The organism is Nocardioides sp. YIM B13467 (genome assembly GCF_042788075.1).
Classification (GTDB): Bacteria; Actinomycetota; Actinomycetes; order Propionibacteriales; family Nocardioidaceae; genus Nocardioides.
The window spans coordinates 434,987-458,163 of record NZ_JBHZPJ010000046.1; the positions used below are offsets into that span (position 1 = coordinate 434,987).

General features: G+C 70.6%; 20 protein-coding genes. 7 read left to right on the forward strand and 13 right to left on the reverse strand.

Going from position 1 to position 23,177, the window contains the following annotated elements; genetic code table 11:
• Nucleotides 1–64 precede the first annotated feature (64 nt).
• From ACFX43_RS09390 to ACFX43_RS09405, 4 genes are read right to left on the reverse strand one after another with little or no spacing between them, the layout of a single operon-like run.
• Nucleotides 65–1,726, reverse strand: coding sequence for a SulP family inorganic anion transporter (locus ACFX43_RS09390; protein WP_378819854.1), 1,662 nt, complete (start codon nucleotides 1,724–1,726; stop codon nucleotides 65–67).
• Between the two features lie 56 nt (nucleotides 1,727–1,782).
• Nucleotides 1,783–2,889: an ATP-binding protein gene (locus ACFX43_RS09395; protein ID WP_378819856.1), complete on the reverse strand. Its 1,107-nt coding sequence runs from the start codon at nucleotides 2,887–2,889 to the stop codon at nucleotides 1,783–1,785.
• Nucleotides 2,886–3,623 (reverse strand): response regulator transcription factor, encoded by a 738-nt coding sequence (locus tag ACFX43_RS09400; RefSeq protein WP_378819858.1) that lies wholly within the window; start codon nucleotides 3,621–3,623, stop codon nucleotides 2,886–2,888. The genes ACFX43_RS09395 and ACFX43_RS09400 overlap by 4 nt, the downstream gene beginning before the upstream one ends.
• Before the next feature lie 35 nt (nucleotides 3,624–3,658).
• Nucleotides 3,659–5,830, reverse strand: coding sequence for a copper-transporting P-type ATPase (locus tag ACFX43_RS09405; protein WP_378819859.1), 2,172 nt, complete (start codon nucleotides 5,828–5,830; stop codon nucleotides 3,659–3,661).
• A gap of 122 nt (nucleotides 5,831–5,952) precedes the next feature.
• On the opposite strand from ACFX43_RS09405, the gene ACFX43_RS09410 reads away from it, so the two are divergent.
• The 3 genes from ACFX43_RS09410 (at nucleotide 5,953) to ACFX43_RS09420 (ending at nucleotide 8,704) form a co-directional block, all read left to right on the forward strand.
• Nucleotides 5,953–6,108, forward strand: a complete 156-nt coding sequence (locus ACFX43_RS09410; RefSeq protein ID WP_378819860.1) for a hypothetical protein — start codon at nucleotides 5,953–5,955, stop codon at nucleotides 6,106–6,108.
• Entirely contained in the window at nucleotides 6,105–7,547 is a 1,443-nt protein-coding gene (locus tag ACFX43_RS09415) for a multicopper oxidase family protein (RefSeq protein ID WP_378819862.1), read from the forward strand. Before ACFX43_RS09410 ends, ACFX43_RS09415 begins: the two co-directional genes overlap by 4 nt.
• 98 nt (nucleotides 7,548–7,645) lie before the next feature.
• A complete protein-coding gene (locus ACFX43_RS09420; protein WP_378819864.1) occupies nucleotides 7,646–8,704 on the forward strand; it encodes an alcohol dehydrogenase catalytic domain-containing protein in 1,059 nt (352 codons plus the stop codon).
• 4 nt (nucleotides 8,705–8,708) lie between these two features.
• Here ACFX43_RS09420 and ACFX43_RS09425 read toward each other — a convergent pair whose 3' ends face one another.
• The 4 genes from ACFX43_RS09425 to ACFX43_RS09440 form a co-directional block, all read right to left on the reverse strand.
• Complete coding sequence (locus ACFX43_RS09425) at nucleotides 8,709–10,367, reverse strand: GAF domain-containing protein (protein WP_378819866.1); 1,659 nt, start codon at nucleotides 10,365–10,367, stop codon at nucleotides 8,709–8,711.
• A 135-nt stretch (nucleotides 10,368–10,502) separates the two neighbouring features.
• Nucleotides 10,503–11,171 carry a response regulator gene (locus ACFX43_RS09430; protein ID WP_378819868.1) on the reverse strand — a complete coding sequence of 223 codons (669 nt, stop codon included), beginning with the start codon at nucleotides 11,169–11,171 and terminating at the stop codon, nucleotides 10,503–10,505.
• 96 nt (nucleotides 11,172–11,267) lie between these two features.
• On the reverse strand, nucleotides 11,268–11,465 hold the full coding sequence (locus tag ACFX43_RS09435) for a hypothetical protein (protein WP_378819870.1): 198 nt from the start codon (nucleotides 11,463–11,465) through the stop codon (nucleotides 11,268–11,270).
• On the reverse strand, nucleotides 11,462–12,223 hold the full coding sequence (locus tag ACFX43_RS09440; RefSeq protein WP_378819872.1) for a DUF4389 domain-containing protein: 762 nt from the start codon (nucleotides 12,221–12,223) through the stop codon (nucleotides 11,462–11,464). The genes ACFX43_RS09435 and ACFX43_RS09440 overlap by 4 nt, the downstream gene beginning before the upstream one ends.
• A gap of 145 nt (nucleotides 12,224–12,368) precedes the next feature.
• Between ACFX43_RS09440 and ACFX43_RS09445 the strand changes: the two genes are divergently transcribed.
• Nucleotides 12,369–12,899 (forward strand): flavodoxin family protein, encoded by a 531-nt coding sequence (locus ACFX43_RS09445; RefSeq protein WP_378819874.1) that lies wholly within the window; start codon nucleotides 12,369–12,371, stop codon nucleotides 12,897–12,899.
• Nucleotide 12,900: 1 nt separating this feature from the next.
• Nucleotides 12,901–13,884 (forward strand): Acg family FMN-binding oxidoreductase, encoded by a 984-nt coding sequence (locus tag ACFX43_RS09450; RefSeq protein WP_378819876.1) that lies wholly within the window; start codon nucleotides 12,901–12,903, stop codon nucleotides 13,882–13,884.
• A 1-nt stretch (nucleotide 13,885) separates the two neighbouring features.
• On the opposite strand, the gene ACFX43_RS09455 is transcribed toward ACFX43_RS09450, so the two are convergent.
• Entirely contained in the window at nucleotides 13,886–15,094 is a 1,209-nt protein-coding gene (locus ACFX43_RS09455; RefSeq protein WP_378819878.1) for a universal stress protein, read from the reverse strand.
• Between the two features lie 3 nt (nucleotides 15,095–15,097).
• Complete coding sequence (locus tag ACFX43_RS09460) at nucleotides 15,098–15,520, reverse strand: Hsp20/alpha crystallin family protein (RefSeq protein ID WP_378819880.1); 423 nt, start codon at nucleotides 15,518–15,520, stop codon at nucleotides 15,098–15,100.
• A 181-nt stretch (nucleotides 15,521–15,701) separates the two neighbouring features.
• Here ACFX43_RS09460 and ACFX43_RS09465 point away from each other — a divergent pair, with 181 nt between their 5' ends.
• A complete protein-coding gene (locus ACFX43_RS09465) occupies nucleotides 15,702–16,664 on the forward strand; it encodes a 1-phosphofructokinase family hexose kinase (protein ID WP_378819882.1) in 963 nt (320 codons plus the stop codon).
• A gap of 108 nt (nucleotides 16,665–16,772) precedes the next feature.
• Entirely contained in the window at nucleotides 16,773–17,846 is a 1,074-nt protein-coding gene (locus ACFX43_RS09470; RefSeq protein ID WP_378819884.1) for a DUF2157 domain-containing protein, read from the forward strand.
• On the opposite strand, the gene ACFX43_RS09475 is transcribed toward ACFX43_RS09470, so the two are convergent.
• The 3 genes from ACFX43_RS09475 to ACFX43_RS09485 are packed head-to-tail and all read right to left on the reverse strand — an operon-like array spanning nucleotide 17,800 to nucleotide 23,038.
• Nucleotides 17,800–19,275 (reverse strand): AAA family ATPase, encoded by a 1,476-nt coding sequence (locus tag ACFX43_RS09475; protein WP_378819886.1) that lies wholly within the window; start codon nucleotides 19,273–19,275, stop codon nucleotides 17,800–17,802. The two genes, ACFX43_RS09470 and ACFX43_RS09475, sit on opposite strands and share 47 nt — an antisense overlap.
• Nucleotides 19,276–19,289: 14 nt before the next feature.
• Nucleotides 19,290–20,288 (reverse strand): zinc-dependent alcohol dehydrogenase family protein, encoded by a 999-nt coding sequence (locus tag ACFX43_RS09480; protein ID WP_378819888.1) that lies wholly within the window; start codon nucleotides 20,286–20,288, stop codon nucleotides 19,290–19,292.
• Nucleotides 20,288–23,038: a GNAT family N-acetyltransferase gene (locus tag ACFX43_RS09485; protein WP_378819890.1), complete on the reverse strand. Its 2,751-nt coding sequence runs from the start codon at nucleotides 23,036–23,038 to the stop codon at nucleotides 20,288–20,290. The genes ACFX43_RS09480 and ACFX43_RS09485 overlap by 1 nt, the downstream gene beginning before the upstream one ends.
• Between the last annotated feature and the right edge of the window lie 139 nt (nucleotides 23,039–23,177).

Below are 23,177 nucleotides of genomic sequence, written 5' to 3' on the forward strand. Positions count from 1 at the left end.
TTCAGGCGCGTGGGGGCAGGGACGTCGGAGGTCGATCCCGAGGACCTTGGTCCGCGCTCGGTGCTCAGCGCTCGCGCTGCCGATAGGCCTCGACGGCGGTGGGCAGGGTCGGGAAGAGGCGCTCCTCACCGATCCTGTCCAGGATGCCGGAGGGGGCCAGGGAGTCACGCAGGTCCTGCTTGATCCTGGCGATCGCGAGGACGATGCCTCGCTCGCTCAGCGCGGTGCGCAGCGACTCCAGCGCGTCCACCGCGGTGACGTCGACCTCGGTGTTCGCCTCGGCGTTCAGCAGGAACCACTCCACCGGCTGCTCGGCGGCGTCGACCGCCGCGAGCGCGCGGGTGCGGAAGTCCTCGGCGTTGGCGAAGAAGAGCGGCGAGTCGTAGCGGTAGACGAGCAGGCCGGGCACCTCCTCGGCCTCGGGGTAGTCGTCCACGTCGTGCATCCCCGCCAGCCCCGGTACGTGGCCGAGGACCGCGTCGTGCGGGTGCGCGACCCGGCGCAGCAGGTCGAGCACCGAGAGTCCGACCGCGATCAGTACGCCCCACATCACCCCGGCAGCGAGCACCGCCACCGTGGTGACCAGGGCGAGGACGAGCTCGCTGCGCCGGAACCGGGCGAAGCGGCGCAGCTCGCCCACCTCGACCAGCTTGGTGGCGGCGTAGACCACGACTGCGCCGAGTGCGGCCTCGGGGAACGCCTCCAGGACCGGCGCCAGGAGCAGCACCGCCGCCACCGTGGTGGCTGCCGCGGCGTACGAGGTCAGCTGCGTACGCCCGCCCACGGCGTGACCGATGGCGGTCCTGCTGCCGCTGCTGCTGACCGGGAACCCGTGGAGGAGCGCCGAGCCGAGGTTGGCCCCGCCCAGGGCGAGCAGCTCGCGCCGCGCGTCGACGTGTTCGCCGCGGCGGGCGAACGCGCGGCCGGTGAGGATGTTGTCGGTGTAGCCCACGAAGGCGACGCCGAGCGCCGGGCCGAGCATCGCGACGATGGCGCCAGGATCCAGGACCGGGAGACCCGGGACCGGAGGCCGGCTCGGGATCTCGCCGACCAGCCGCAGCCCGGACCCCTCACCGAGCAGTGCCACCAGCGCGGTGGCGGCGAGCATGCCGATCAGCGCGACCGGCGCCCGCGGGGCGAGCAGGGAGCCGGCGATCATCGCGGCGGCTGCGCCGCCACCGAGCAGCAGCGTGGGGACATGGACCTGGTCGAGGTTGCCGATGAAGCTGCTCAGCTCCGCCAGCACCCCGTCACCGGTGATGGTGACGCCGGTGAGGTTGTCGAGCTGGGAGACGACCATGAGGACCGCGATCCCCGTCATGTAGCCGACCAGCACCGGCCGCGAGAAGAGCTCGGCCAGCACCGAGACCCGCAGGAACCAGCCCACCACGCAGATCGCGGCGACCACGAGCGCGAGCGTCGCCGCGAACGAGGCGGGGTCCTCGGCCGCGGCCGGGGTGGCGCCGATCGCCGCCGCCGTCATCAGCGCAGTGGTCGACTCCGGCCCGACCGAGAGCAACCGGGAGGTGCCCAGCAGCCCGTAGACCACCATCGCACCGACGCACGCCCACAGCCCGGTCTCGGGAGGGAGACCGGCCAGCTCGGCGTACGCCATCACCTGGGGCACCAGGTAGGCGGTGATCGTCACCCCGGCGAGCAGATCGAGCCACAGCCAGCGCCGTTGGTAGCCGCGGGCCCACGGCGGCATCACACGGCGTACATCCATGGCAGCACTGTCCCACGAGTCGCCGTCCGCCGGCCGAGGTCAGGACAAAGGACCTCCTACCGGGCCCGCGACGTGGGGATGGTCAGGATGAGCGACGAGCCCGCACCGGCTCCGCCACTGGTCGCGTCCAGGCTTCCGCCGTGGGCTGTCGCGATGGCCCTGCTGATGGTGAGGCCGATCCCGGAGCCCTGGTGCTCGCGATCGCGGGCGGTGTCGCCGCGGTAGAAGCGCTCGAAGATGTGGGGCAGCTGGGCGGCGGGGATGCCGTCGCCGGTGTCGGTGACGCGAATCGTGACGCTGTGGTTCGCGTGGTCCCAGTCGATGCTGACGCTGCCGTGCTCCGGCGTGTGCCGGCGGGCGTTGTCGAGCAGGTTGGTCAGGACCTGGAGCAGTCGGGACTCGTCGGCCTCGATCGTGACGGGCGGTCCGCCGGCGACGCCGAGGGCCACGCCCTTCGCTGCGTACGCGCCTTGCTGTGCCCGAACGGCGGTGTCCACGAGATCCGCGACCGACACAGGCGCCGGCTCGAGGCTCAGGCGGCCCTCCTCCGCACGCGACACCGCATCGATGTCGCCCGCCAGCCGGCCGAGGCGGTGCACCTGGTCGGCCAGCAGCGTACGGGTGTCGTCGTTCCACGGGGTGACGCCGTCCTCGAGTCCTTCGAGGTAGGCGGCGAGCGTCGCCACGGGGGTACGCAGCTCGTGGGCCAGATCGGAGAGCAACCTGCGCCGGGTCTCCTCGGTCCGGGCGAGCTCGCCGGCCATCGAGTTGAACGCGGCGGCCAAGGAGTCCATCTCGGGGCCCGCGTCACCGACCGGGACGCGGGCGTCGTACCTGCCGCCTGCCATCGCGGTGGCGGCGCGGGTCATGTCGGTGAGTGGTGTCTGGAACCGACGCGTGAGGTACCAGGTCACGAGCAGGGCGATGAGGAGGGCAGCGGCGACCGCGAGGCCGAGCGAGATCGCGCTGGCGGTGCGATAGGCCTCCTCGACGTGCATGCGCTCGGACGGGTCGGGTGCCCGGTCGGCCCGGAGCATGTGTGCGTGGAAGATCGGCGGCCCGACGAGGGCGGCGATCACCGCCGCGGTGAGGATCGCGGCGACGAGGACGAGTGCCTGCGCCAGGAGCAGGCGCGTGCCGATCCGCCAGGTTGGCCGGTTCATTCGGTCGCCCCTCTCATGGGCTCGGCGATGAACCGGTAGCCGACGCCGCGCACGGTGTCGACGTAGCGCGGTGCGGCCGGATCGTCGTCGATCTTCCTGCGCAGGTGGGCGACGTGGACATCGACGATGTGCGGGTCCCCGCCCCAGCCTTCGCCCCAGACCATGTCGACGATCTGCTGTCGGCTGAAGGCGCGACGAGGATGCTCGGCGAGGGAGGCGAGGATGTCGAACTCGGTGCGAGTCAGCGCGACCGGTACGCCGGCCCGGGTCACCTCACGAGTGGCGATGTCGACCGTCAGCCCGTCGAAGGCCCACCCGTGATCGGCGTCGGGCGCGACCGCGAGCCTGCTGGCGCGCGGCCGTCGGAGGGCGGCCTGGACGCGCGCGACCAGCTCGCGCAGCGAGAAGGGTTTGGTGAGGTAGTCGTCGGCGCCGACGCCGAGACCGATCAGCTTGTCGATCTCGTCGTCGCGGGCGGTGACCATGATGATGTAGCAGTCGGAGAAGGTGCGGATCTCGCGGCAGACCTCGACACCGTCCAGCCCAGGCAGACCCAGGTCGAGTACGACGAGATCCGGATCGTGGTCGCGGGCGGCACTGACGCCGTCGGGTCCGGTGTGGACCTGGACCGCGTCGTACCCGGCCTTGACGAGGTAGTCCGCGACGATCTGTGCCAGCGGCCGTTCATCCTCGACGACGAGCACCGAGCCGCTCGACGAGGTGTGAGTGTGCATGGGTCCAGTGTGGCGGGCAGCGTGGTCGGGTGGTCTCAACCGAGGCGCTCGGTGCGCAGACGCAGCGCGTTGGTGATCACGCTGACCGAGGAGAGCGCCATTGCCGCCGCGGCGATGATCGGCGAGAGCAGCAGGCCCGTGAACGGGTAGAGAACGCCCGCCGCGATCGGGATCCCGGCGACGTTGTAGATGAACGCGAAGACCAGGTTCTGCCGGATGTTGCGCATCGTCCTGGCGGAGAGGCGACGGGCGCGGGCGATCCCCATCAGGTCGCCGTTGAGCAGGGTGACCCCGGCGGACTCCAGGGCCACGTCGGTGCCCGAGCTCATCGCGAGCCCGACATCGGCGGCGGCCAGAGCGGGTGCGTCGTTGACCCCGTCGCCGGCCATCGCGACGACCTTCCCTTCGGCCTGGATCCGTTGGACGACCTCGGCCTTGCGGTCCGGGAGCACACCGGCCTCGACGTGCTCGATGCCCAGCGTGCGGGCGACGGCCTCGGCGGTGGTGCGGTTGTCACCGGTCAGCATGACCACCTCCACGCCCTGGCTCTCCAGATCGGTCACCGCGGCGGGCGTGGTCGCCTTCACCGGATCGGCGATCGCCAGGACGGCGGCCACCGTCTCGTCGACGGCGAGGAAGATCGCGGTCGCGCCCTGAGCGCGGAGCTGCTCGGCCGGCTCGGCGAGCGGGCCGGCATCGACATGCTCGCCGGCCAGGAAGTCGGAGCTGCCGAGCCGGATCCTGCGGCCCTCGACGGTTCCGACGACGCCGCGCCCGACAGGTGAGTCGAAGTCGGTCACCTCCGGCAGGGTCAGGCCGCGGGCCTGCGCGGCCTCGACGATCGCGCGGGCCAGCGGATGCTCGGAGGCGCGCTCGACCGCGGCGGCGAGACGCATCAGCTCCTCGACCGAGGGACCACTCGGATCGGCGACCTCGACGGCGGTGAGGGCAGGCCGGCCCTCGGTGAGGGTGCCGGTCTTGTCGACCACCACGACCTCGACCTTCTCCATCCGCTCCAGCGCCTCGGCGTTCTTGATGAGTACACCGCGCTCGGCGCCACGGCCGACACCCACCTTGATGCTGATCGGGGTGGCCAGCCCCAGCGCGCAGGGACAGGCGATGATGAGGACGGCGACGGCCGCGATCATGCCGTGGGCGAACCTCGGGTCCGGTCCCACCAGGAACCACACCACGAACGCCAGCAGCGCGATCCCGATCACCGCCGGTACGAAGATGCCGGCGACCCGGTCGGCGGTGCGCTGGATCGGGGCACGGGAGCGCTGGGCCTCGGCCACCAGGGCGACGATGCGCGACAGCACCGTGTCGGTGCCGACTCGCTGAGCCTCGATCAGCAGCGCTCCGGTGGTGTTGATGGTGCCTCCGATCACCACGTCGCCGGCCGTCTTGGTCACCGGCATCGACTCGCCGGTCACCAGCGACTCGTCCAGCGCCGAGCGTCCCTCGAGGACCGCGCCGTCCACGGGGACCTTCTCCCCCGGGCGTACCCGTAGCCGGTCGCCGATCTGGACCTCGTCGAGCCCGATCTCCTCGTCGGTGCCGTCGGCGCGCACCCGGCGTGCTGTCTTCGGCGCCAGGTCGAGCAGCGCACGGATGGCGCCGGAGGTCTGCTCCCGTGCCCGCAGCTCCAGCACCTGCCCCACCAGCACCAGCACGGTGATGACGGCCGCCGCTTCGAAGTACACATCGACCGCGCCGCCGGCCATGCCGTCGCCCATGTCCTTTCGGAACGAGTCCGGGAAGACACCGGGCGCGACAGTGGCGACGACGCTGTAGAGCCATGCCACCCCGGTGCCCATGGCGATCAGGGTGAACATGTTGAGGCTCCGGGTCCGGACCGAGGCCCAGCCACGTACGAAGAACGGCCAGCCGCACCACAGCACCACGGGGGTCGCCAGCACGAGCTGGATCCAGTTCGAGGTCTGTGGCGGGACCTGGTCCCCGATGGCCGAGATGAGATGGCCTCCCATCTCCAGCACGACCACCGGCACGCTGAGCACGACACCGATCCACAGCCGTCGCGTCATGTCGCGCAGCTCCGGGCTCGGACCGTCGTCCAGGCTCACCGTGACCGGCTCCAGCGCCATCCCGCAGATCGGGCACGCTCCCGGACCGGGCCGCCGGATCTCGGGATGCATCGGACAGGTCCACTCAGAGGCCGCGGCGGGTCCGTGTTCGTGGCTGCTCATGGAGCCATGCTCGCCCACCGCCGACCGGCGGTCGAGCCATCCGCTGCTCGCGACGCCAACCTTCGTCAAACCTTCATGGAACCTCCCGGAGACCTCAAGAACGAACCGACACGATCGAACTCATGATGGGAACAGGCGGCATGTGGCTCTGGATGGGTCTCGGGCTGATCGGGCTGTGGGCGCTGGTCGCGTTGGCGATCGTCTGGGTCATCGGCCCCCGACGTACCGACGGCGCACCACCAGCCGGTGACCCCACAGGAGAAGGGCACCGACGATGAATGTGTCCAGGCGCACCCTGCTCCGCGGCGGCCTCGCCGTCGCGGGCGGAGGCCTCCTCGCGGCCTGCTCCGGCAGGCCCGGCGGGAGCGAGATCGTCGTGCCCACGCCGACGCCACTGACACCGAGGTCTGGCCGGAGCGTGGTCACCAAGACCCTGACCGCACGGCCGACGACCCTCGACCTCGGTGGACCCACCGTGTCCACGTGGGCGTACGACGACGTCCTGCCCGGCCCTCTCGTGCGAGCGACCGCGGGCGACCTGGTGCGGATCACCGTCGACAACCAGCTGCCTGATGAGACGAGCGTCCACTGGCACGGCGTCGCTCTGCACAACGCGGCCGACGGCGTTCCCGGCCTCACCCAGAAGGCCGTGACCAGCGGGCAGCAGTTCACCTACGAGTTCATCGCCCCCGACCCCGGCACGTACTTCTACCATCCGCATGTCGGCGTCCAGCTCGACCGTGGTCTCTACGCACCGCTGATCATCGACGACCCCCACGAGCCGGGCGCCTACGATGCGGAGTGGGTCGTCGTCCTCGACGACTGGATCGACGGCACCGGCACGACCCCCGACGAGGTGCTCGCCGACCTCATGGCATCCGGCTCCCCGTCCGGCGGCATGCACGGCATGGGTGGCATGGGCGGCTCACCGTTCGGGGACGCCGGTGACGTCACCTATCCGCACTTCCTGATCAACGGCCGCGTCGGCACCACGCCTGACGTGCTGGGCGCCAAGCCCGGTCAGCGGGTCCGGATCCGGGTCATCAACGCCGCGGCCGACACCATCTTCGCCGTCGCATTGGGCGATCACCGGATGACCGTCACCCACACCGACGGGTTCGCCGTCCAGGAGCAGGAGGCAGGCGCCTTCTACATCGGCATGGGTGAGCGGTACGACGTGGTCGTGACCCTGGCCGACGGCGTCTTCCCGCTCGTGGCCAGTCCGATCCGCAAGGACGGCGCCGCTCTCGCCGTGGTCCGCACCGGCTCGGGTCCGATCCCCACCCCGGCGCGCGCCGCAGCGATCCGGGAGCTGACCGGTCCCGTGCTCCTCGGCTCCGATCTCCGCCCCGCCGACTCCGCGCGCCTTCCGGACAAGGACATCGGCCAGGGCGTCGATCTCGCCCTCAGCGGGAAGATGAGCACCTACGAATGGGCGATCAACGGAGCGCCGTACGGCAAGAACGAGCCGATCGCGGTCGAGTCCGGCAAACGGGTCTCGGTGCGGGTGACCAACATGACGATGATGACCCACCCTGTGCATCTGCACGGGCACACGTTCGCGCTGCCAAACGGCCTGCGCAAGGACACCGTCCTGCTCACACCCATGCAGCGGATGGTCGTCGAGCTCGAGGCCGACAACCCGGGCAACTGGGCAGCGCACTGCCACAACATCTACCACGCCGAGGCGGGGATGATGGCCGCCCTCGTCTACTAGCGGCAGGACCAAGGCCCTCTCGCCGGTGGCCGATGACCACTCCTGCGCGCGCCTGGTCGGGCAGAGGATCGACGCAGACCAGACCTCAGGAGGGAACCATGAAAGCACTCGTCTACGACGGCCCGGGATCGCGGAAGTGGACCGAGGTCCCCGACCCGGTCATCGCCGACGCGGAGGACGCGATCGTCCGCGTCGACGCCGTCACGATCTGCGGCACCGACCTGCACATCCTCAAGGGCGACGTACCGAGCGTGGCCCCCGGCACGGTGCTCGGCCACGAGGCCGTCGGCGTGGTCGAGCAGACCGGTTCGGGGGTACGTGACTTCGCACCCGGCGACCGCGTGCTCATCTCCTGCATCAGCAGCTGCGGACGCTGCCGCTACTGCCGGACTGGCAGCTACGGCCGGTGCACCGGGGGCGGCGGCTGGGTGCTCGGACACCTGATCGACGGCACCCAGGCCGAGCGTGTGCGGGTGCCGTACGCCGACCACTCGATGCATCATCTGCCGCGCGAGGTCGACGACGAGACCGCCGTGCTGCTCGCCGACATCCTGCCGACCTCCTACGAGGTCGGTGCGCGCAACGGTCAGGTGAGCCCCGGCGACACCGTCCTGATCGTCGGGGCCGGCCCGATCGGTCTGGCCGCGATCGCGACCGCTCGGCTATACAGCCCGCTGCGGATCGTCGTCGTCGAGCCGGGCGAGACGCGGCGCAAGAGCGCCGAGGCGTACGGTGCCGACGTCACTCTGGCCGACGCCGAGGAGGCACGTGCCTGGGTCCGGGACAACACTCCCGACGGCGTCGACGTCGCCATCGAGGCGGTGGGCGTGCCCGAGACCTTCGAGCTGTGCGCCGAGCTGGTCCGTCCGTGCGGCCATGTGGCGAACGTCGGTGTCCACGGGCGCAGCGCGGTGCTCAGCCTCGAGGCGCTGTGGGACCGCGACGTCACGATCACCACCGGACTGGTCGACACCAGCTCGACGCCGATGCTCCTGTCGATGCTCGCGGCGGGGCGGATCGCGCTCCCCGACCTGGTGACCCACCGGTTCGGCTTGGCGGAGATCCAGGAGGCGTACGACGTCTTCGCCGATGCCCAGAACACCGGGGCGATGAAGGTGGTGCTGCTCGGCGACGAGGCGGATCTCACCGGTCGATGACCGGTCAGCCCAACGGCACCGACCATTCCACCACGGTCCCCTTCGGCGTCGCCGGCTCAACCGTGCACCGGCCGCCGTGGGCCTCGGCGCGGCGGCGCATGTTCGTCAGCCCGCTCTCCACCGCGTCGGCGGGGACCCCGCGTCCGTCGTCGCGCACTCGCAGCACGAGATCGGAACCCGCCGACAGGGACACCTCCACCTCGCTCGCGTGTGCGTGACGGACGGTGTTCGACAACGCTTCGCCGAGGACCGCCACGACTTCCTGGGTGATCTCGGGCGTCGCCCGCAGCCGAACCGGGCCGTCGAAGACGAGCGCCGGGCGGAACTTGAGGGACTCCGCTGCCCGGTTCACCAGGTCGGTGACCTGGGACTGGATGTCGCCGCTGTGGTCGGGCGTGCCGAGCTCGAAGACCGCGCGCCGGAGGTCGCGGATGGTGTCGTCGATGTCGTCGACCGCCTGGTCCAGACGGCCGCGCAGCTTCGGGTTGTCGGCCAGGTTGAGGCCGCCTTGGAGACGTAGCCCGATGACGAAGAGCCTCTGGATCACGATGTCGTGCAGGTCGCGGCCGATCCGGTCGCGGTCGTCATAGACCGCCAGTCGCTGACGCTCCTCGCGGTTCTGCGCGAGCCGGATGGCCAACGCGACCTGCTCGGCGAAGGCGTTGGCGACGGTCAGATCCACGTCTTGCGCCTGATCGGCGTGGTCGCGGCGCCACGCGAGCGCGAGCACGCCCACCGCGTTCATCTCCTCGGAAGGGTCGGTGCGTCCCAGCGGCACCAGCACTCCGGGTCCGATGTCGCTCAGGTCGATGACGGCGGCCGCGCTTCCGCCTCCGGCCGCGGTCGCGATGTCCTCCACCATCATCGGCGCGCCGACGCCGATCGCCTGGCCGGTGACCGACTCGCGCAGCGGAGCGTTCTTCAGCACCTCGACGTCGATATCGGTGCCGGAGATAACCTCTACCCGCAGCCGCTCGGCCGTCGGCCCGGTGACGATCCAGGCGACGTCGGCCCCGGAGATCTCGCGCGCCCGGTCGGCCACCAGCTGCAGCGCCGCGGAGCGGTCGATGTCACCCATCAGCGCGGCGGTGATCTCGGCACGGGCATCGAGCCATCGGCCGCGGCGCGCCGCCTCCTCGGCCAGCAGCGCGTTCTCGATCGCGACGCCGGCGGCCGCGGCCAGGGCGACCACGATGTTCTCGTCCTGGACGGTGAACTCGTCGCCGTCGGTCTTCTCGGTGAGGTAGAGGTTGCCGAACACCTTCTCCCCGATGCGTACCGGCACACCGAGGAAGGAGCCCATCGGGGGATGGTTCGGAGGGAAACCGTAGGAGGACTTGTGGTGTGTGATGTCGCGCAGCCTGAGCGGCTCGGGGTGGTCGATCAGCAGGCCGAGCAGACCGTGCCCGCTGGGCAGATCGCCGATGAGGATCTGCTCCTCCGCGGTCAACCCCTGGGTGATGAACAGGCGCAGTCGGCGTTCCCCGGCACCGGCCAGGACCCCGAGGGCGGCATACCTCGCCCCCGCCAGCGCCTTCGCCACCTTGACGATGCGGTTCAGCAGGTCGTCGATCGAGAGTCCGGCGCCCATCGTCACGATGGCGTCGAGCAGCAACCGCCAGCGCACCTGCTCGTCCCGAGCGTCGGTGACCCTGTCAAGCACTTCGGTCAGCAGCTCGTCGAGCGGTGTGTCGCTCAGTGTTGTATCGGCCGCGTCGTCTGGTCCACGGCGCTGTCGGGGTAGCGCACGTCCCACATCGACCCTCCCCATCGGATGAGTGGTACGCCCCCCAACGTATCAACCCTGCAGGGTCTTGGTCACCAAAATCGCAGCCTGAGTCCTGCTCTCCAGTCCCAGCTTGGCCAGGAGCGACGAGACGTAGTTCTTGACCGTCTTCTCCGCGAGGTGCATCTCCTTGCCGATCTGCCGGTTCGTCAGGCCCTCGCCGATGAGCTCCAGGATCCGGCGCTCGTGGTCGGTCAGGTGCTCGAAGGCCGAGTTGGTCTTCGGCCCGCTGCGGATCCGCTCGAGGACCTGTGCGGTGACCGCGGGATCCAGCATGGAATGGCCAGCGGCGACCTGGCGGACGGTCTCGACGAGGTCGGCGCTCCGCACCTGCTTGAGGAGGTAGCCGGACGCGCCGGCCATGATCGCGGAGAACAGCGCGTCGTCGTCGTCGAACGAGGTGAGGATCAGCGCGGCGATGCTGGGGTCGACCGAGCGTACGTCGCGGCACACGTCGATGCCGGACCCGTCCGGCAGGCGGCCGTCGAGGATCGCGACGTCCGGCCGCAGCGCCGGGATCCGTCGCCGGGCCTCGTCGGCGAGCCCGGATTCGCCGACGACGACGATGTCGTCCTCGTCCTCGAGAAGGTCCTTGATCCCGCGGCGGATCACCTCATGGTCATCGAGCAGGAAGACCCGGATGGGCTCTGCTGCGCTCTCCGGCGCTGCTGATTCGGTCACCTGTTCAATCTACGACCGAGGATGGCCCCTGCCAATGCGCGTCTTGCCCGCAGGCCGAGGACCAAGGTCCCTAGACGCACCCGCGACCGCGCGGTCTCAGTCGAGCGCATCGAAGCCCGCATAGACCATGAACGCCGGCCAGAAGACCCCTTCGACCAAGCCCCAGACGTGACCCCAGAAGCCGTCCTCCTGCTGCCAGAACCAGACCCAGGCACCGATGACGCCGAGCCCGTAGAGCGCGTTTCCGACATGGGTGCTCACCGCCGCGCCACCGCTGCGGTCGCCCGCGCTCACTGCTGACCCGTTCTGACGGAGCTGGGCGCGGTCTCGGGCTCGGTCTCGGGCGCAACTGCCTCTCCCGAAGGCATCGTCGGCGCCGGCGGGACCAGTCCGGCCGGATCGCTCCCACCCTGGTCGAGACGGAACGGCGGATAGGTGTCGGTCATCAGGCAGACGTACGCCGCGACCCGGGCCGCCCACCGGTCGATACCGAGGACGAGGTCGAAGATGCCCTGCGGATAGCGACGGCCGAACAGCATCACCACGCCGGCGAAGAGGACCAGGAGTCCGACGATCCCGCTCCCCCAGGACCAGGCGACCGTGTCGGTCCCCTGGGTCGCGTACAGGCCGCTGCCCAGGAAGAAGGCGAGGACCAGCAGGTGCGGGATCGCCAGCAGCCACGACTTCACCAGCACCAGGCCGCGAGAGAGATGCTCGGGGTAGGCGATGTGGAGCCGGGCCGGGTAGTCCGGCACGTCCTCCAGCGTGAACGGCGGATAGGTGTCGGTGCCGAGTGCGGCGTAGCCGTAGTAGTCCACCCGCCAGGTCCAGCGCATCACGCCGAGGTTGAAGTCGAAGATCGCCCGCGGATAGCGACCGGTGAACAGGATGGCGAACCAGGCGATCACGGTGAGTACGGCGAAGGCGATCCAGAGAAAGAGCAGGATGACGTAGTGCGGGATCAGCAACAGCCACTTGACCAGCCACAGCGCGCGGCTGATCCGGGCGTCGAGGCGTCCCTCCAGCACGACCGGGGAATCGAATGAGTTCATGTCTCCACCCTCCGCGCAGTGCGGGCCAACGGCATCGGACCAAGGTCCTCGGGTCGGGGACGTGCGCCACTGCCCGCGCGAACCGACGCGGCCGGAAAGTGGTGACACTGGCAGAACGCGGAGGGCGCGGCGCCAGAGGAAGGACGTGAGCAAGATGCGAGCAGCAGTCGTGTACGAGTCGATGTTCGGCAACACCGCCACGATCGCCACCGCGGTCGCCAACGGACTCCGGAAAGCCGGCGTCCAGGTCAAGGTGATCCCGGTGGCACTCGCCGGCAATGACGTGCTCCGTGACCACGACCTGGTCGTGATCGGGGCGCCGACGCACGCGCTCGGGCTGAGCAGACCCAGCACCCGCGCCGATGCCGTCCTCCAGGGCGCTCCGGCCGAGGTCGAGGCCCGCGGCGTCCGGGAGTGGCTCGCGGATCTGACCGACGCCGAACCGAGGTCGGTGCGGATCGCCACCTTCGACACCCGGGCACGGGCGATGCGCCACCTCCCGGGCTCGGCCGCCCGCCACGTGGCTCACCTGCTGCGCCGCCGCGGCTACGACGTACCCCCGGCGACCAGCTTCTACGTCGCCGCCACCCTGGGACCCCTCGCCCACGACGAAGAGGCACGTGCCAGCGACTGGGCCGCGAACCTGGGCCACCAGCTGAAGCGGCAGGTGGCCTGAGATGTCGAGGCTCCCCAACGAGACCACCTTGCGCGCGATCGTGGAGCTGGCCTGCCGCGCGCCATCGGTGCACAACACCCAGCCCTGGGCATGGGTCGTACGCGACACCATGCTGCTGCTGCGGGCCGACCCGCATCGCAAGCTCCTCCACGCCGACCCGAACGAGCGCGACCTGGTGATGAGCTGCGGCGCCGCCCTGCACGAGCTCGTCGTGGCAGCGGCCGGGATGGGCTGGGAATGCACCGTGCACCGCACCCCCGAAGGGGGCCGCACCGACCTGCTCGCCGTGGTGACGTTCACGCCCCGAGAACCAGACGTCGAGGACTTCAGCCGACTCGCGGCCATCGAGCAGCGGCAGACCGACCGACGCCAGGTCTCGTCGTGGCCGGTGCCACGCCAGCGCCTCGATCACCTCGCCGGCCTCGTCCTCGACTACGGCGTCGTGGCGACCACCGTCCCCGACCACCTGCGTCCGGTCGTGGTGGCCGCACTGGAGACCTCCCGTGCCCATCAGACCACCGACGAGGCTTACCTGGCCGAGCTCTACTCCTGGACGCGCGGAGGCAGCGACGAGGGAATCCCGGAGTCCAACCTCCTCGCCGCCGACGCCGACCCGGCCTCTTACACCCGATTCCCGAGCGGCACCCTCGCCGAGGGTCATGACGAAGCCGGACCGTCGGCAGAGGAGTGGCTGGTCCTGGCGACCGCGTCGGACGATCCGGTCTCCTGGCTCCGCGCCGGGGAGGCACTGGACGCGATGTGGCTCTCCTGCACCACCTCAGGGCTGGCCCTGGTGCCGTACACGCAGCCGATCGAAGTCGGCTCCACCCGGCGTACGCTGCAGCACGACCTGCTCGGCGACAACTCCTGCCCGCAGGTGCTGGTACGCATCGGCTGGCCGCAGCGCTACCACCAGCCGCTGCCGCCGACCCCGCGGCGCGCCCTCGACGACGTCCTCCACCACGAGAGCGCCGCCTCGTCGTGACCTACTGCTCGATCACGTCGCCGGTCGAGCCTGGCACGGCGCCGGCAGAGGCGTGCCAGCCGGCCGGGACGACGGCGACCGGGACCGTGGCGCGGTGCAGCAACCGCCGGCTCACCGACCCCAGCGGCATCCGCCAGTGCCTACCATGCCCGGGTCTGCCGACCACCAGCAGCGATGCGTTCTCGGCCAGGCCGAGGATGACCTCCACCGGAGGGCCGGTCGGAGTGCGGTACGTCACCGGGACGTCCTGGTAGAGCGCCCGCAGCGGCGTCACCGCCGCATCCTGGCCGTCGGCGATGCGCTCCATCCACTCCTCCTCGCTGTCGAGGACCATTCGCGTGCCGGGCGGCACCTGTGGCTGCCAGGCCGAGACCGCGACGAGCGGGAGGCCCTGCCCGTGCGCGTAGGCGAGGGCGAACTCCACCGCCTCCAGATGCGGCTCGAGCGCGTCGATCGCCACGACCACGGGGCTCCCGGCGGCGGGAGGCGACCAGCGGGGCGGTGCGACCACGACCGGCACACTCGCGTTCTGCGCGATGGTGATGGCCGTCGCACCCACGTACGAGCCGCGGTCGGACTCCTCATCGGCGCGGCCGATGACGACCAGCTCCCTGCCCAGCGACCGGGCGAGCAGGGCGCTCTCCGAGCCGACCAGGACCGAGGACGTGACGCTCACGTCCGGGTGATCCTGGCGCACCTCCTCGACCAGCTCGGCCATCTCGTCGGTCGCGTCGGAGACCGAGCCACGTAGCGTACGTTCCCAGGCCGGACCGGCGTCGTCGACGACGTGACACAGCTCGATCCCGAGCCCGCTCGACTCCGCATGCGCGACGGACCACTGGACGGCTGAGGTGAGGCGGAGCGGCCGGTCGGTCCCGACGAGCATCCTCGGCGCCGACCGCCGCGCGCGGATGCGTCCTGCGGGCTCCTCGCTCGCGTCCGGCCCTGGCCCGTCGACCCGTTGACGTGCGTCCCGGAGCAGGCCGACCGCAAGCTGCTCGAGGGCGCGACTGGCGGCGAGCGTCTCCCCCACGGCCAGGTCCCGACCGGGGCACAGACCCGCGTCGCCGGTGCCGACCAACGCCTCTCGGCCGCTGGCGTGGAGCTTCGCCTCGGCGTGCACGGTGCCGTCCTCGCTGTCGAGGAACACGTCCACCGCCCACACCGTGCCGGCGTGGCGCTCCACCTCGGAAGAAGCCTGGGAACTCACCGATCAGCTCCCGTCGTGCTCGATGGCGACGCGGGTGGCCTTCTGCTCCTCGCCGGCGTACGGCACCCGCACCTCCAGCACTCCCTTGACGTACGTGGCCCGGATGTCCTCGGCCTTGGCACCACGCGGAAGCGGAAGCGAACGCTCGAAGGACCCGTAGCGCAGCTCGCTCCGGTTGCGGTCGTGCTCCTCCTCGCGGCGCTCGCCGTGGATCGTCATGACGTCGCCAGTGACGTCGATCTGGATGTCGTGGTTCGGGTCGACGCCGGGCAGCTCGGCGCGCACGACGTAGTTCCCTTCCTCGACGAAGTCCTCGACCTTGATGTAGGGCGCCGACCCGAAGCTTCGCATCGCTGCCGACTCCGTCTCCAGCCAGCCCATCAGATCCGCGAGCGGGTTGGTCGAGCGCTTGATCATCGTGCTCATCTGTCCTCCATGAGTTTCGTGGGCACCCGTGCGGCGCCTCCGTCCTCAGTCTTGTTCCGGTCGAGCCGGGGCTCACGAGACCTTGGTCATCTGTGCCGGGACCTCCGCCACCTGCCCCCGTCGAGCAGGGGGTGGTTGCCTGGGAACGCAACCCCTACGGCCCCCGGAACGGAATCTCCCGATGCTCGACTCATCCGACGTCGTGACGATCACCCTGAACCCGGCACTGGACGACTCCTTCTCCGTGCCGAGGCTGATCCCAGGAAGCAAGATGCGGGGCAGTACGCCTCGGATCGACCCCGGCGGCGGTGGCATCAACGTCGCCCGGGTCCTGCACGTGCTCCGGGTTCCGACACTGGCGGTCTTCCCAGTGGCCGGTCACATCGGTCATGCGCTCACGGAGCTGCTGGAGGCCGAGGAGCTCCCCTTCGAGGCGATCGAGGTCGCCGGCGAGACCCGGCTCAGCCACCACGTGACCGATCTCAGCACGGGACTGGAGTATCGCTTCGTCCTGCCCGGGACCGAGCTCTCCGCCACCGACCTGCACCGCTGCTTCGAGGTCGTACGCCGGCGAGGGCACCATGCGGCGTACGTCGTGCTGAGCGGCAGCCTGCCGCCCGGAGTCTCCGCCGACGTCGTCTCCTGGGTGAGGAGTCAGGCCGACTCCATCGGCGCGCGACTGGTCCTCGACACCTCCGGCGGTGCCCTCGCGCACGCGCACGGGACCTTCCTGCTCAAACCGAGCGTGCGCGAGCTCGGGGAGCACCTCGGGCGCAGGCTGGACACTCTCGACGAGCAGCTGGCCGGCGCGCGGGAGCTGCTCCTGGCGACGGATGCGGGCGCGGTCGTGCTCTCTCGCGGCCATCTGGGGGTCGCCCTGGTGACCCCGGCCGGTGCGGAGCTTCTCCCAGCCGTCGCAGGCGATGTCGTCAGCGGCGTCGGTGCCGGCGACGCCCTCGTCGCCGGCATCATCGCCGGGCTCGTGCACGGCTGGGAGCTCTCGCGGGCAACCCGGCTCGGGCTCGCCTGCAGCGCGGCCATGATCGCGACACCGGGCACCTCGGTGTTCTCCAGCGACGACCTCGCCGCGTTCACCGGCGACCTTCCGTCGATACCGACGGCGACGTCGGGTGAGGCGATCTGACGACGTCGTCGGCGTGGTGGGCTTCGGGCCCGGCACGCGGGGACTTTCGACACTGAGATTCGCGGTGTACGCGGCGAAGACTGAAGGTGCAGAGAAAGGTGGCACACCATGTCTCGCCACGCCGTCACACGAAACCGCAACAACCGCCCGCCGGAGCCCCGAGCGGCAGAGGCGCCCGTGCCTCTGACCTCGCTGCTCGAGGAGTGGGTCGCAGATCAGCTCATCACCCCAGAGCAGGCCGCCAGGATCCTGCGCCGCCGCGACGTCCTCGTCCAAGCTCCGCCGGCTGCGCGGGAGCAGCCGCACGAGCGTTCGTCGCTCGTCATCGAGGCGCTCGGCTACCTCGGCGGTGTCATCATCCTCGTTGCGTCGATCCTGATCGCATCGTTGTACTGGGACCAGGTCGGCACCTCGGCCAGGCTCGTCATCGTCGGCGGCGTCGCCGCCGTCCTGCTCGGCGCCGGGTTCGCCGTTCCCGAGCGGCTCGACGAGGTCGGGCTTCGCCTTCGCTCGGCGTTGTGGCTGCTTTCGACGGGCGCGTTCGCAGGGTTCTTGGGTCTGCTCGGCGCAGACGCGCTGAGCATGGCGAGCAAGGACGTCTTCCTGTTGACGAGCTCCGGTGTCACGGCGTACGCCGTCGGCCTGTGGCTCGTCGGCCGTACGTTCGTCCAGCAGCTGGTCATGATGGTGGGCTTCATGCTGACCGCTGCGGCGCTCACCAACGAGCTCGGCGTCAATGACGAGCTCCCCGGGTTCGCCGTCTGGGGCGTTGCCCTGATCTGGTCGCTGCTCGGCTGGGGTGGCGTAATGGAGCCGAGGCGGTTCGTCATCGTGTTCGGGGCTGCAGGGATGTTCATCGGTGCACTGACGACGATTCCGACCTATGCCGGTATCGGCCTGGCTCTCCTGACGGCAGTCGCCGTCGTCGCGGCCGCGGTCCTGCTCCGCGACCTCCTGCTGCTCGCTGTCGGGGCGGCCGGAACCCTGCTGGTGCTTCCGTCGGCCGTCATCGAGCTCTTCCCCGGCGACCTGGCCGCACCGATCGTCATGCTCGCCTTCGGCGCCCTGCTCGTCGGGGCGGGACTGTTCATCGCGCGCCGTCGACACACCGGGCCCTCGGCAGGGACGCCCGCCGTCAGCGGTGGGAGCTCGTCGCGCCCGTCCGCAGGCTCAGGGCGGTGATCGCGGCCTCCGCGCTGGCAGCAGCGGTGCCGCCGGTGTCTATCGTGACGGCTCCTGGCCACGCTGTCTCGGCTCGACTCATGTGAGCCGCGACCATCTCGTCGGCATCCGAGATGCTGTCACGAGCGGCAATCCGGGCGATAGCCACCTCGGGGGCGACCGAGCAGCGCAGGACCGTGAGGTCGCTGTACGTCGTGTTCGCGACGTACTCCACGAGAACCCGATGTGCCGGGTCCGTCCAGGACGCATCGAGCACGACGGACTCGCCGCGGGCGAGCAGCGCCGTCGCGCGGTCGAGCAGCTCGGCGTAGGTTCGCCTCGTCGACGCGGGACTGTAGATGCCCTCCTGCCACCCAGCAGCGGCGTGAACCATCGGATCGATGCCGGCCAGCTCCTTCCGCAGCCGGTCGCTGCTGAGCACGACCATGTCCAGCCGGTCGGCAACAGCACCGGCCAAGGTGGACTTGCCCGTTCCCGGAGCTCCTCCGACGGCGATGAGCCGGACCTCTCCGCGGCGCAGGTGATCGCGCGCGAGCTCGGCGAGGCGTACGGCACCGGCTGCTTCGTCGGCGACCTGCTGCCTCGCCTGAGCCTGTTCGGTGCGCAGCGCGGTGACCTTGGCCCGCATGAACGCGCGGTAGGCGATGTAGTGATGTACGAGGGAGACGGGAAAGGTGTCCGCGCTGAACTCGCGGTAGGCGGCCACCAGGTCGACCGCCGCCTGGGAGGCACCCAACCGTTCGAGGTCCATCGCCAGGCATGCGATGTCATCGAGCGCGTCGAGGCGGCGCAGGCGGTCGTCGAACTCGAGGCAGTCGAGGATGCGCGGTCCGTCGGGCAGGCAGAAGATGTCATCGGCAAGGAGGTCACCATGGCCGTCGACGACTCGTCCGGTGCGGATCCGCTCGCTGAGCAACGCCTCTCGACCGTTCAGGTACCGGTCGCTGAGCCGCTCCACCTCGTCGACGAGGGTGCCGTCGAGAAGCGTGTCCCGGAACCGGGCGACCTCCTCCAGGTTGTGCCGCCAGCGGGAGCGCAGCGCCGGCGTGCTGCCCTCGGTCGAGATCTCGGGACCCCTCTCGGCGCCGGCATGGAAGGCAGCCATGACCCGTGCGATCCGGCGCACCTCGTCGGTGACGTCCTGCCCTTGCCCGGCCAGGGTGGCGAGGCGCCTGTCGTCGGGCATGCGCCGCATCACGACGGCGGGCTCGGTGGAGCCGTCGGCGAGCGGCAGATCGGTCACACCGACATACACGTCGGCCGCCAGCCGGCGGTTGAGCTCCAGCTCCCGACTGCAGACCTGGCGGCGAACCGCCGGCTCACGGAAGTCCAGGAATCCGAGGTCGACCGGCTTCTTCAGCTTGTACGCGGTCTCCCCCACGAGCACCACCAGGCCCGAATGCGTCTCGCGTAGGTCTCCATATGCCACGGCACAGCCCCGTCTCATCTGGTCATGTCGAGGACCGCGACGCCCCGTACCCGGTCCTCGGCGAGGTCGGCGAGCGCCCGGTCGGCCTCGCTCATGGCGTACGGCGTGACCTCGGCGTGGATGCCCAGCCGGCCGGCGAGCCTGAACAGCTCGACCCCGTCGGCACGGGTGTTGGAGGTGACACTGGTGAGCGTGCGCTCCCGGAAGAGATGGCGCTGGTAGTCGAGCGGTGGGATGTCGGAGACGTGGATGCCTGCGACCGCACAGGTTCCGGCTGCGCCGAGATCGGCGAGGGCGTCGCGTACGACCTCACCGGCGGGCGCGAACACGATCGCCGAGTCGAGTGGCGGAAGGGTTCTGCCCGGTTCGACCGCGGAGGCAGCCCCGAGGTCGAGCGCGAGCCGGCGCGCGGACTCCCCGCGCGTGACGACGTGCACCTCCGCGCCCTGGCGGATCGCGATCTGCGCGGTCAGGTGGGCGCTCGCGCCGAACCCGTAGAGGCCCAGGCGACCTCCCGGTGGGAGCGCGGCGCGCCGCAGTGCGCGGTATCCGATGATCCCCGCGCACAGCAGCGGTGCCGCCTGGAGCGGTTCCAGCGAGTCCGGGATCCGATAGGTGTACGCGGCGGGGGCAACGGCGTACTCGGCGTAGCCACCGTCGACGTCCCATCCTGTGTAACGAGACCTCTCGCAGAGGTTCTCGGCGCCGGTTCGACACCATCGGCAGCGCCCGCAGGTCGAGCGCAGCCACGGCACACCGACCCGCGTTCCGACACTGGGACCGTCGATGTCATGGTCGAAGCGAGCCAGCACTCGGCCCACGATCTCGTGACCCGGCACGACCGGACTCCGGCGGACGGGAAGGTCGCCGTCGACGACATGGAGGTCCGTCCGGCACACGCCGCACGCCTCCACCCCGATGAGGACCTCTCCCGAGGCCGGCTCAGGCACCGCGAGCTCGCCGATCGACAGTCGACCGTCCCCTGTCGTACGCCACCCCCGCATCGTCGCCATCAGCAGTCCTCCCCCGCATCGGCCGGCGGGCGCAGGTTCCTCAGGCCGGGGTCGGGTGCCTGCGGCAGCGGGCGCAAGCGAACCTTCGCGTCGACGACCGAGACTCCGCGCTCGTGCACGATCACCGGGTTGAGGTCGATCTCGGCGACCTCCGGAACATCGTCGGCGAGGCGACCGAGGCAGACCAGGAGGCGCTCGACGGCTGCCGCGTCCACCGCCGGCGCACCACGGTAGCCGGACAGCAGCGGCGCGGTGCGCAGCTCGCTGAGCGCCGCGGCGGCATCGGCGCGGCCGAGCGGCGTTAGCCGGAAGCTGCGGTCGCCGATCAGCTCGGTGTAGGTGCCGCCGTAGCCGACCATGACCAGCGGTCCGAAGACGTCGTCCTGGGTGACGCCGGCGATCAGCTCGACACCTGCGGCGACCTGGCGCTGGACGAGCAGACCCGGGCGCTCGGCCGGAAGGCGGAGCAGCTCGTGGGCAGCGAGGCGCACCTCGTCCGCGCTGCCGAGGCCGAGGCGTACTCCACCCACATCGGTGCGGTGGATGATCTCGGGGTCGGCGACCTTGATCGCTACCGGGTAACCCAGCCATTCGGCGGCATCGACGGCATCCTCGGCGCCGTCTGCCAGCACGCTCGGCAAGACCTCGATCCCGTACGCGGCAAGCAGCTGCCGCGCGTCGGACTCCGCGAGCCGGCCTCCCTCCGGCGCCACCGCAGACGTCCTGGTGATCACGTCGCGAGCCGCCGCCCGGCTGCCGGAGGCCGCCTCGGTGACGGCTCGGCGTGGCTCGGCCCGCCACTCCGCGTAGGTGGCGATCGGACCGAGCGCACGCGCTGCGTCCTCGGGGAACGCGAAGACGGGCACATGGTGTCTCCCGGCGCTGATCGGACGGCTCGGACCCCGCTGGTCGAGCACGACGGCCACGGTGGTGACCGGTTCGCCGACGTCCCCCGGTTCACGGCGCAACGCGGTGCGCAGCGCACGGGCGAAGGATGCGTACGAGAGCGCGGGCAACGCCGTGCGCAGCACGATCAGCATGTCGACCTCACCGCTGCGGGCGATCGTCGAGACCACCTCCGAGTAGGCCTCCCCAGCGACCCCTGACCCGAGGTCGACCGGCATCTGCACCGACGACGCATCGGGCACCGTCTCGCGGATCCTGGCCATCGTCTCGGCACTCAGCGTCGTCAGCCGCAGACCGGCGCGCTCGCATGCATCTGCGGCCAGGATGGCCGGACCGCCGGCGTTGCTGACGATACCGACCCGACGGCCGCCGGGCAGCGGCTGGTTGGCCAGCACGCTCGTGGTCTGCAGCAGCTGCTCGAGGCCGTCCACGCCGATCACACCGCACTGCCGGAAGAGTGCTTCCACCCCGGACGTGGAGGTCACCGACGCCGCGGTGTGGCCGACGGCCGCCTGGCGACCGTTCCGACTGCTACCGCCGACCAGGGCGACGACCGGCTTGCGTACAGCCAGCCGCCTCGCGACCCGAGAGAACTTGCGTGGGTTGCCGAACGACTCCAGGTAGAGCGCGACCACGTCGGTGGCGTCGTCCTCGGCGGCGTACATGAGCAGGTCGTTGGCGCTGACGTCGGCCTTGTTCCCCGAAGAGATGAACGCCGACAGTCCAACACCGAGCTCGTGGGCCCGCTGCAGCGCGGCGATGCCCACCGCACCGGACTGCGCCATCATCGCCACGCGTCCATGGGCAACGCTCGTCGGCGAGAAGGTCGCGTCCAGGCGCACGTCGGGGTCCGTGTTGGCGACGCCGAGACAGTTGGGGCCGACCAGCCGCATGCCCGCTCCGCGGGCCACCGAGAGGACCTCGTCCTGGAGCCGTTGCCCCTCCGGGCCGTCTTCGGCGAAGCCGCTGGCAAGGATCACCAGGTTCCGTACGCCGCTGCGGGCACAGTCCCGGACGGCCTCCAGCACCTCGGCGGCCGGCACCGCGACGATCGCCAGATCCACCGGTCCCACCTCGCGCATCGAGGGGTGACAGCTGAGCCCGAGCAGGTAGTCACTGTGCGGGTTGACCGGGTGGATGGTGCCGGTGAACCCGGCACGCAGCAGGTTGCGCACTACCTGGTGGCCGGCGTGGTCCACACGCCGGCTCGCCCCGATCACGGCCACGGAGCTTGGTCGCAGCAACGCGCGTAGAGAATCGGCGTCGGCCCGCTGCTCGCGGGAGATCATGGCCTCCAGCACCTGATCGGTGAGCCGCACCGGGAAGCGCAGCTCGACGGTCTCCTCATGGGGGATCGAGGTGATCTCGAAACCGGAGTGCCGGATGACGTCGAACGCGGCGGCATTGTCAGCCATCACGTACGCGACGAAGTCGGTCACGCCGGAGCCGGCCGCGGCGACGGCGAGATGCTCGAGCAGCAGGGTGGCCACGCCGTGTTGGGCGTATCCCTCGGCAACGACCAGGGCCAGCTCGGCCTCCCCGTCGCGTGCCGTCTTCATGGCGGTCGCCAGCCCGACGACGTGACCGTCCACGGTCGCCAGCTTCGCGACCGCATCACCGCTGGTGAGCAGTGGCAAGAGGTCATCCACGAAGTGCTCACCGACATGGTGGCCGACGTGGAAGAACCGCTCACGGCGATCGCGCTCGGAGAGCGCATCGTGCAGCCGGACCAACCGGTCCCGGTCCCCCGCCACCGCACCGCGGACACGGGCGATCGTGCCATCGCGCAACAGCACATCCTCCCAGGCCGGTCCCTGCACACCCTGCTCGATCCGAGCGGTCATCGTGCTACCTCCTGCTGTCGGTCTCCGCACCGCGCCATGTGACGCGTCGTGCCATCGACACCAGCGAACCGTCTGCGGCCCGCGCACCGTGAGAGAAGGGAGTCCGAAGACTTGGGCCGTACGTCCTTGAGCTTCGAGG

Excerpts from the sequence above, each read along its gene's own strand:
- ACFX43_RS09390 (WP_378819854.1), bottom strand. The coding sequence starts at position 1,726 with ATGGATGTACGCCGTGTGATGCCGCCGTGGGCCCGCGGCTACCAACGG.
- ACFX43_RS09395 (WP_378819856.1), bottom strand. The coding sequence starts at position 2,889 with ATGAACCGGCCAACCTGGCGGATCGGCACGCGCCTGCTCCTGGCGCAG.
- ACFX43_RS09400 (WP_378819858.1), bottom strand. The coding sequence starts at position 3,623 with ATGCACACTCACACCTCGTCGAGCGGCTCGGTGCTCGTCGTCGAGGAT.
- ACFX43_RS09405 (WP_378819859.1), bottom strand. The coding sequence starts at position 5,830 with ATGAGCAGCCACGAACACGGACCCGCCGCGGCCTCTGAGTGGACCTGT.
- ACFX43_RS09410 (WP_378819860.1), top strand. The coding sequence starts at position 5,953 with ATGATGGGAACAGGCGGCATGTGGCTCTGGATGGGTCTCGGGCTGATC.
- ACFX43_RS09415 (WP_378819862.1), top strand. The coding sequence starts at position 6,105 with ATGAATGTGTCCAGGCGCACCCTGCTCCGCGGCGGCCTCGCCGTCGCG.
- ACFX43_RS09420 (WP_378819864.1), top strand. The coding sequence starts at position 7,646 with ATGAAAGCACTCGTCTACGACGGCCCGGGATCGCGGAAGTGGACCGAG.
- ACFX43_RS09440 (WP_378819872.1), bottom strand. The coding sequence starts at position 12,223 with ATGAACTCATTCGATTCCCCGGTCGTGCTGGAGGGACGCCTCGACGCC.
- ACFX43_RS09450 (WP_378819876.1), top strand. The coding sequence starts at position 12,901 with ATGTCGAGGCTCCCCAACGAGACCACCTTGCGCGCGATCGTGGAGCTG.
- ACFX43_RS09460 (WP_378819880.1), bottom strand. The coding sequence starts at position 15,520 with ATGAGCACGATGATCAAGCGCTCGACCAACCCGCTCGCGGATCTGATG.
- ACFX43_RS09465 (WP_378819882.1), top strand. The coding sequence starts at position 15,702 with ATGCTCGACTCATCCGACGTCGTGACGATCACCCTGAACCCGGCACTG.
- ACFX43_RS09470 (WP_378819884.1), top strand. The coding sequence starts at position 16,773 with ATGTCTCGCCACGCCGTCACACGAAACCGCAACAACCGCCCGCCGGAG.
- ACFX43_RS09480 (WP_378819888.1), bottom strand. The coding sequence starts at position 20,288 with ATGGCGACGATGCGGGGGTGGCGTACGACAGGGGACGGTCGACTGTCG.
- ACFX43_RS09485 (WP_378819890.1), bottom strand. The coding sequence starts at position 23,038 with ATGACCGCTCGGATCGAGCAGGGTGTGCAGGGACCGGCCTGGGAGGAT.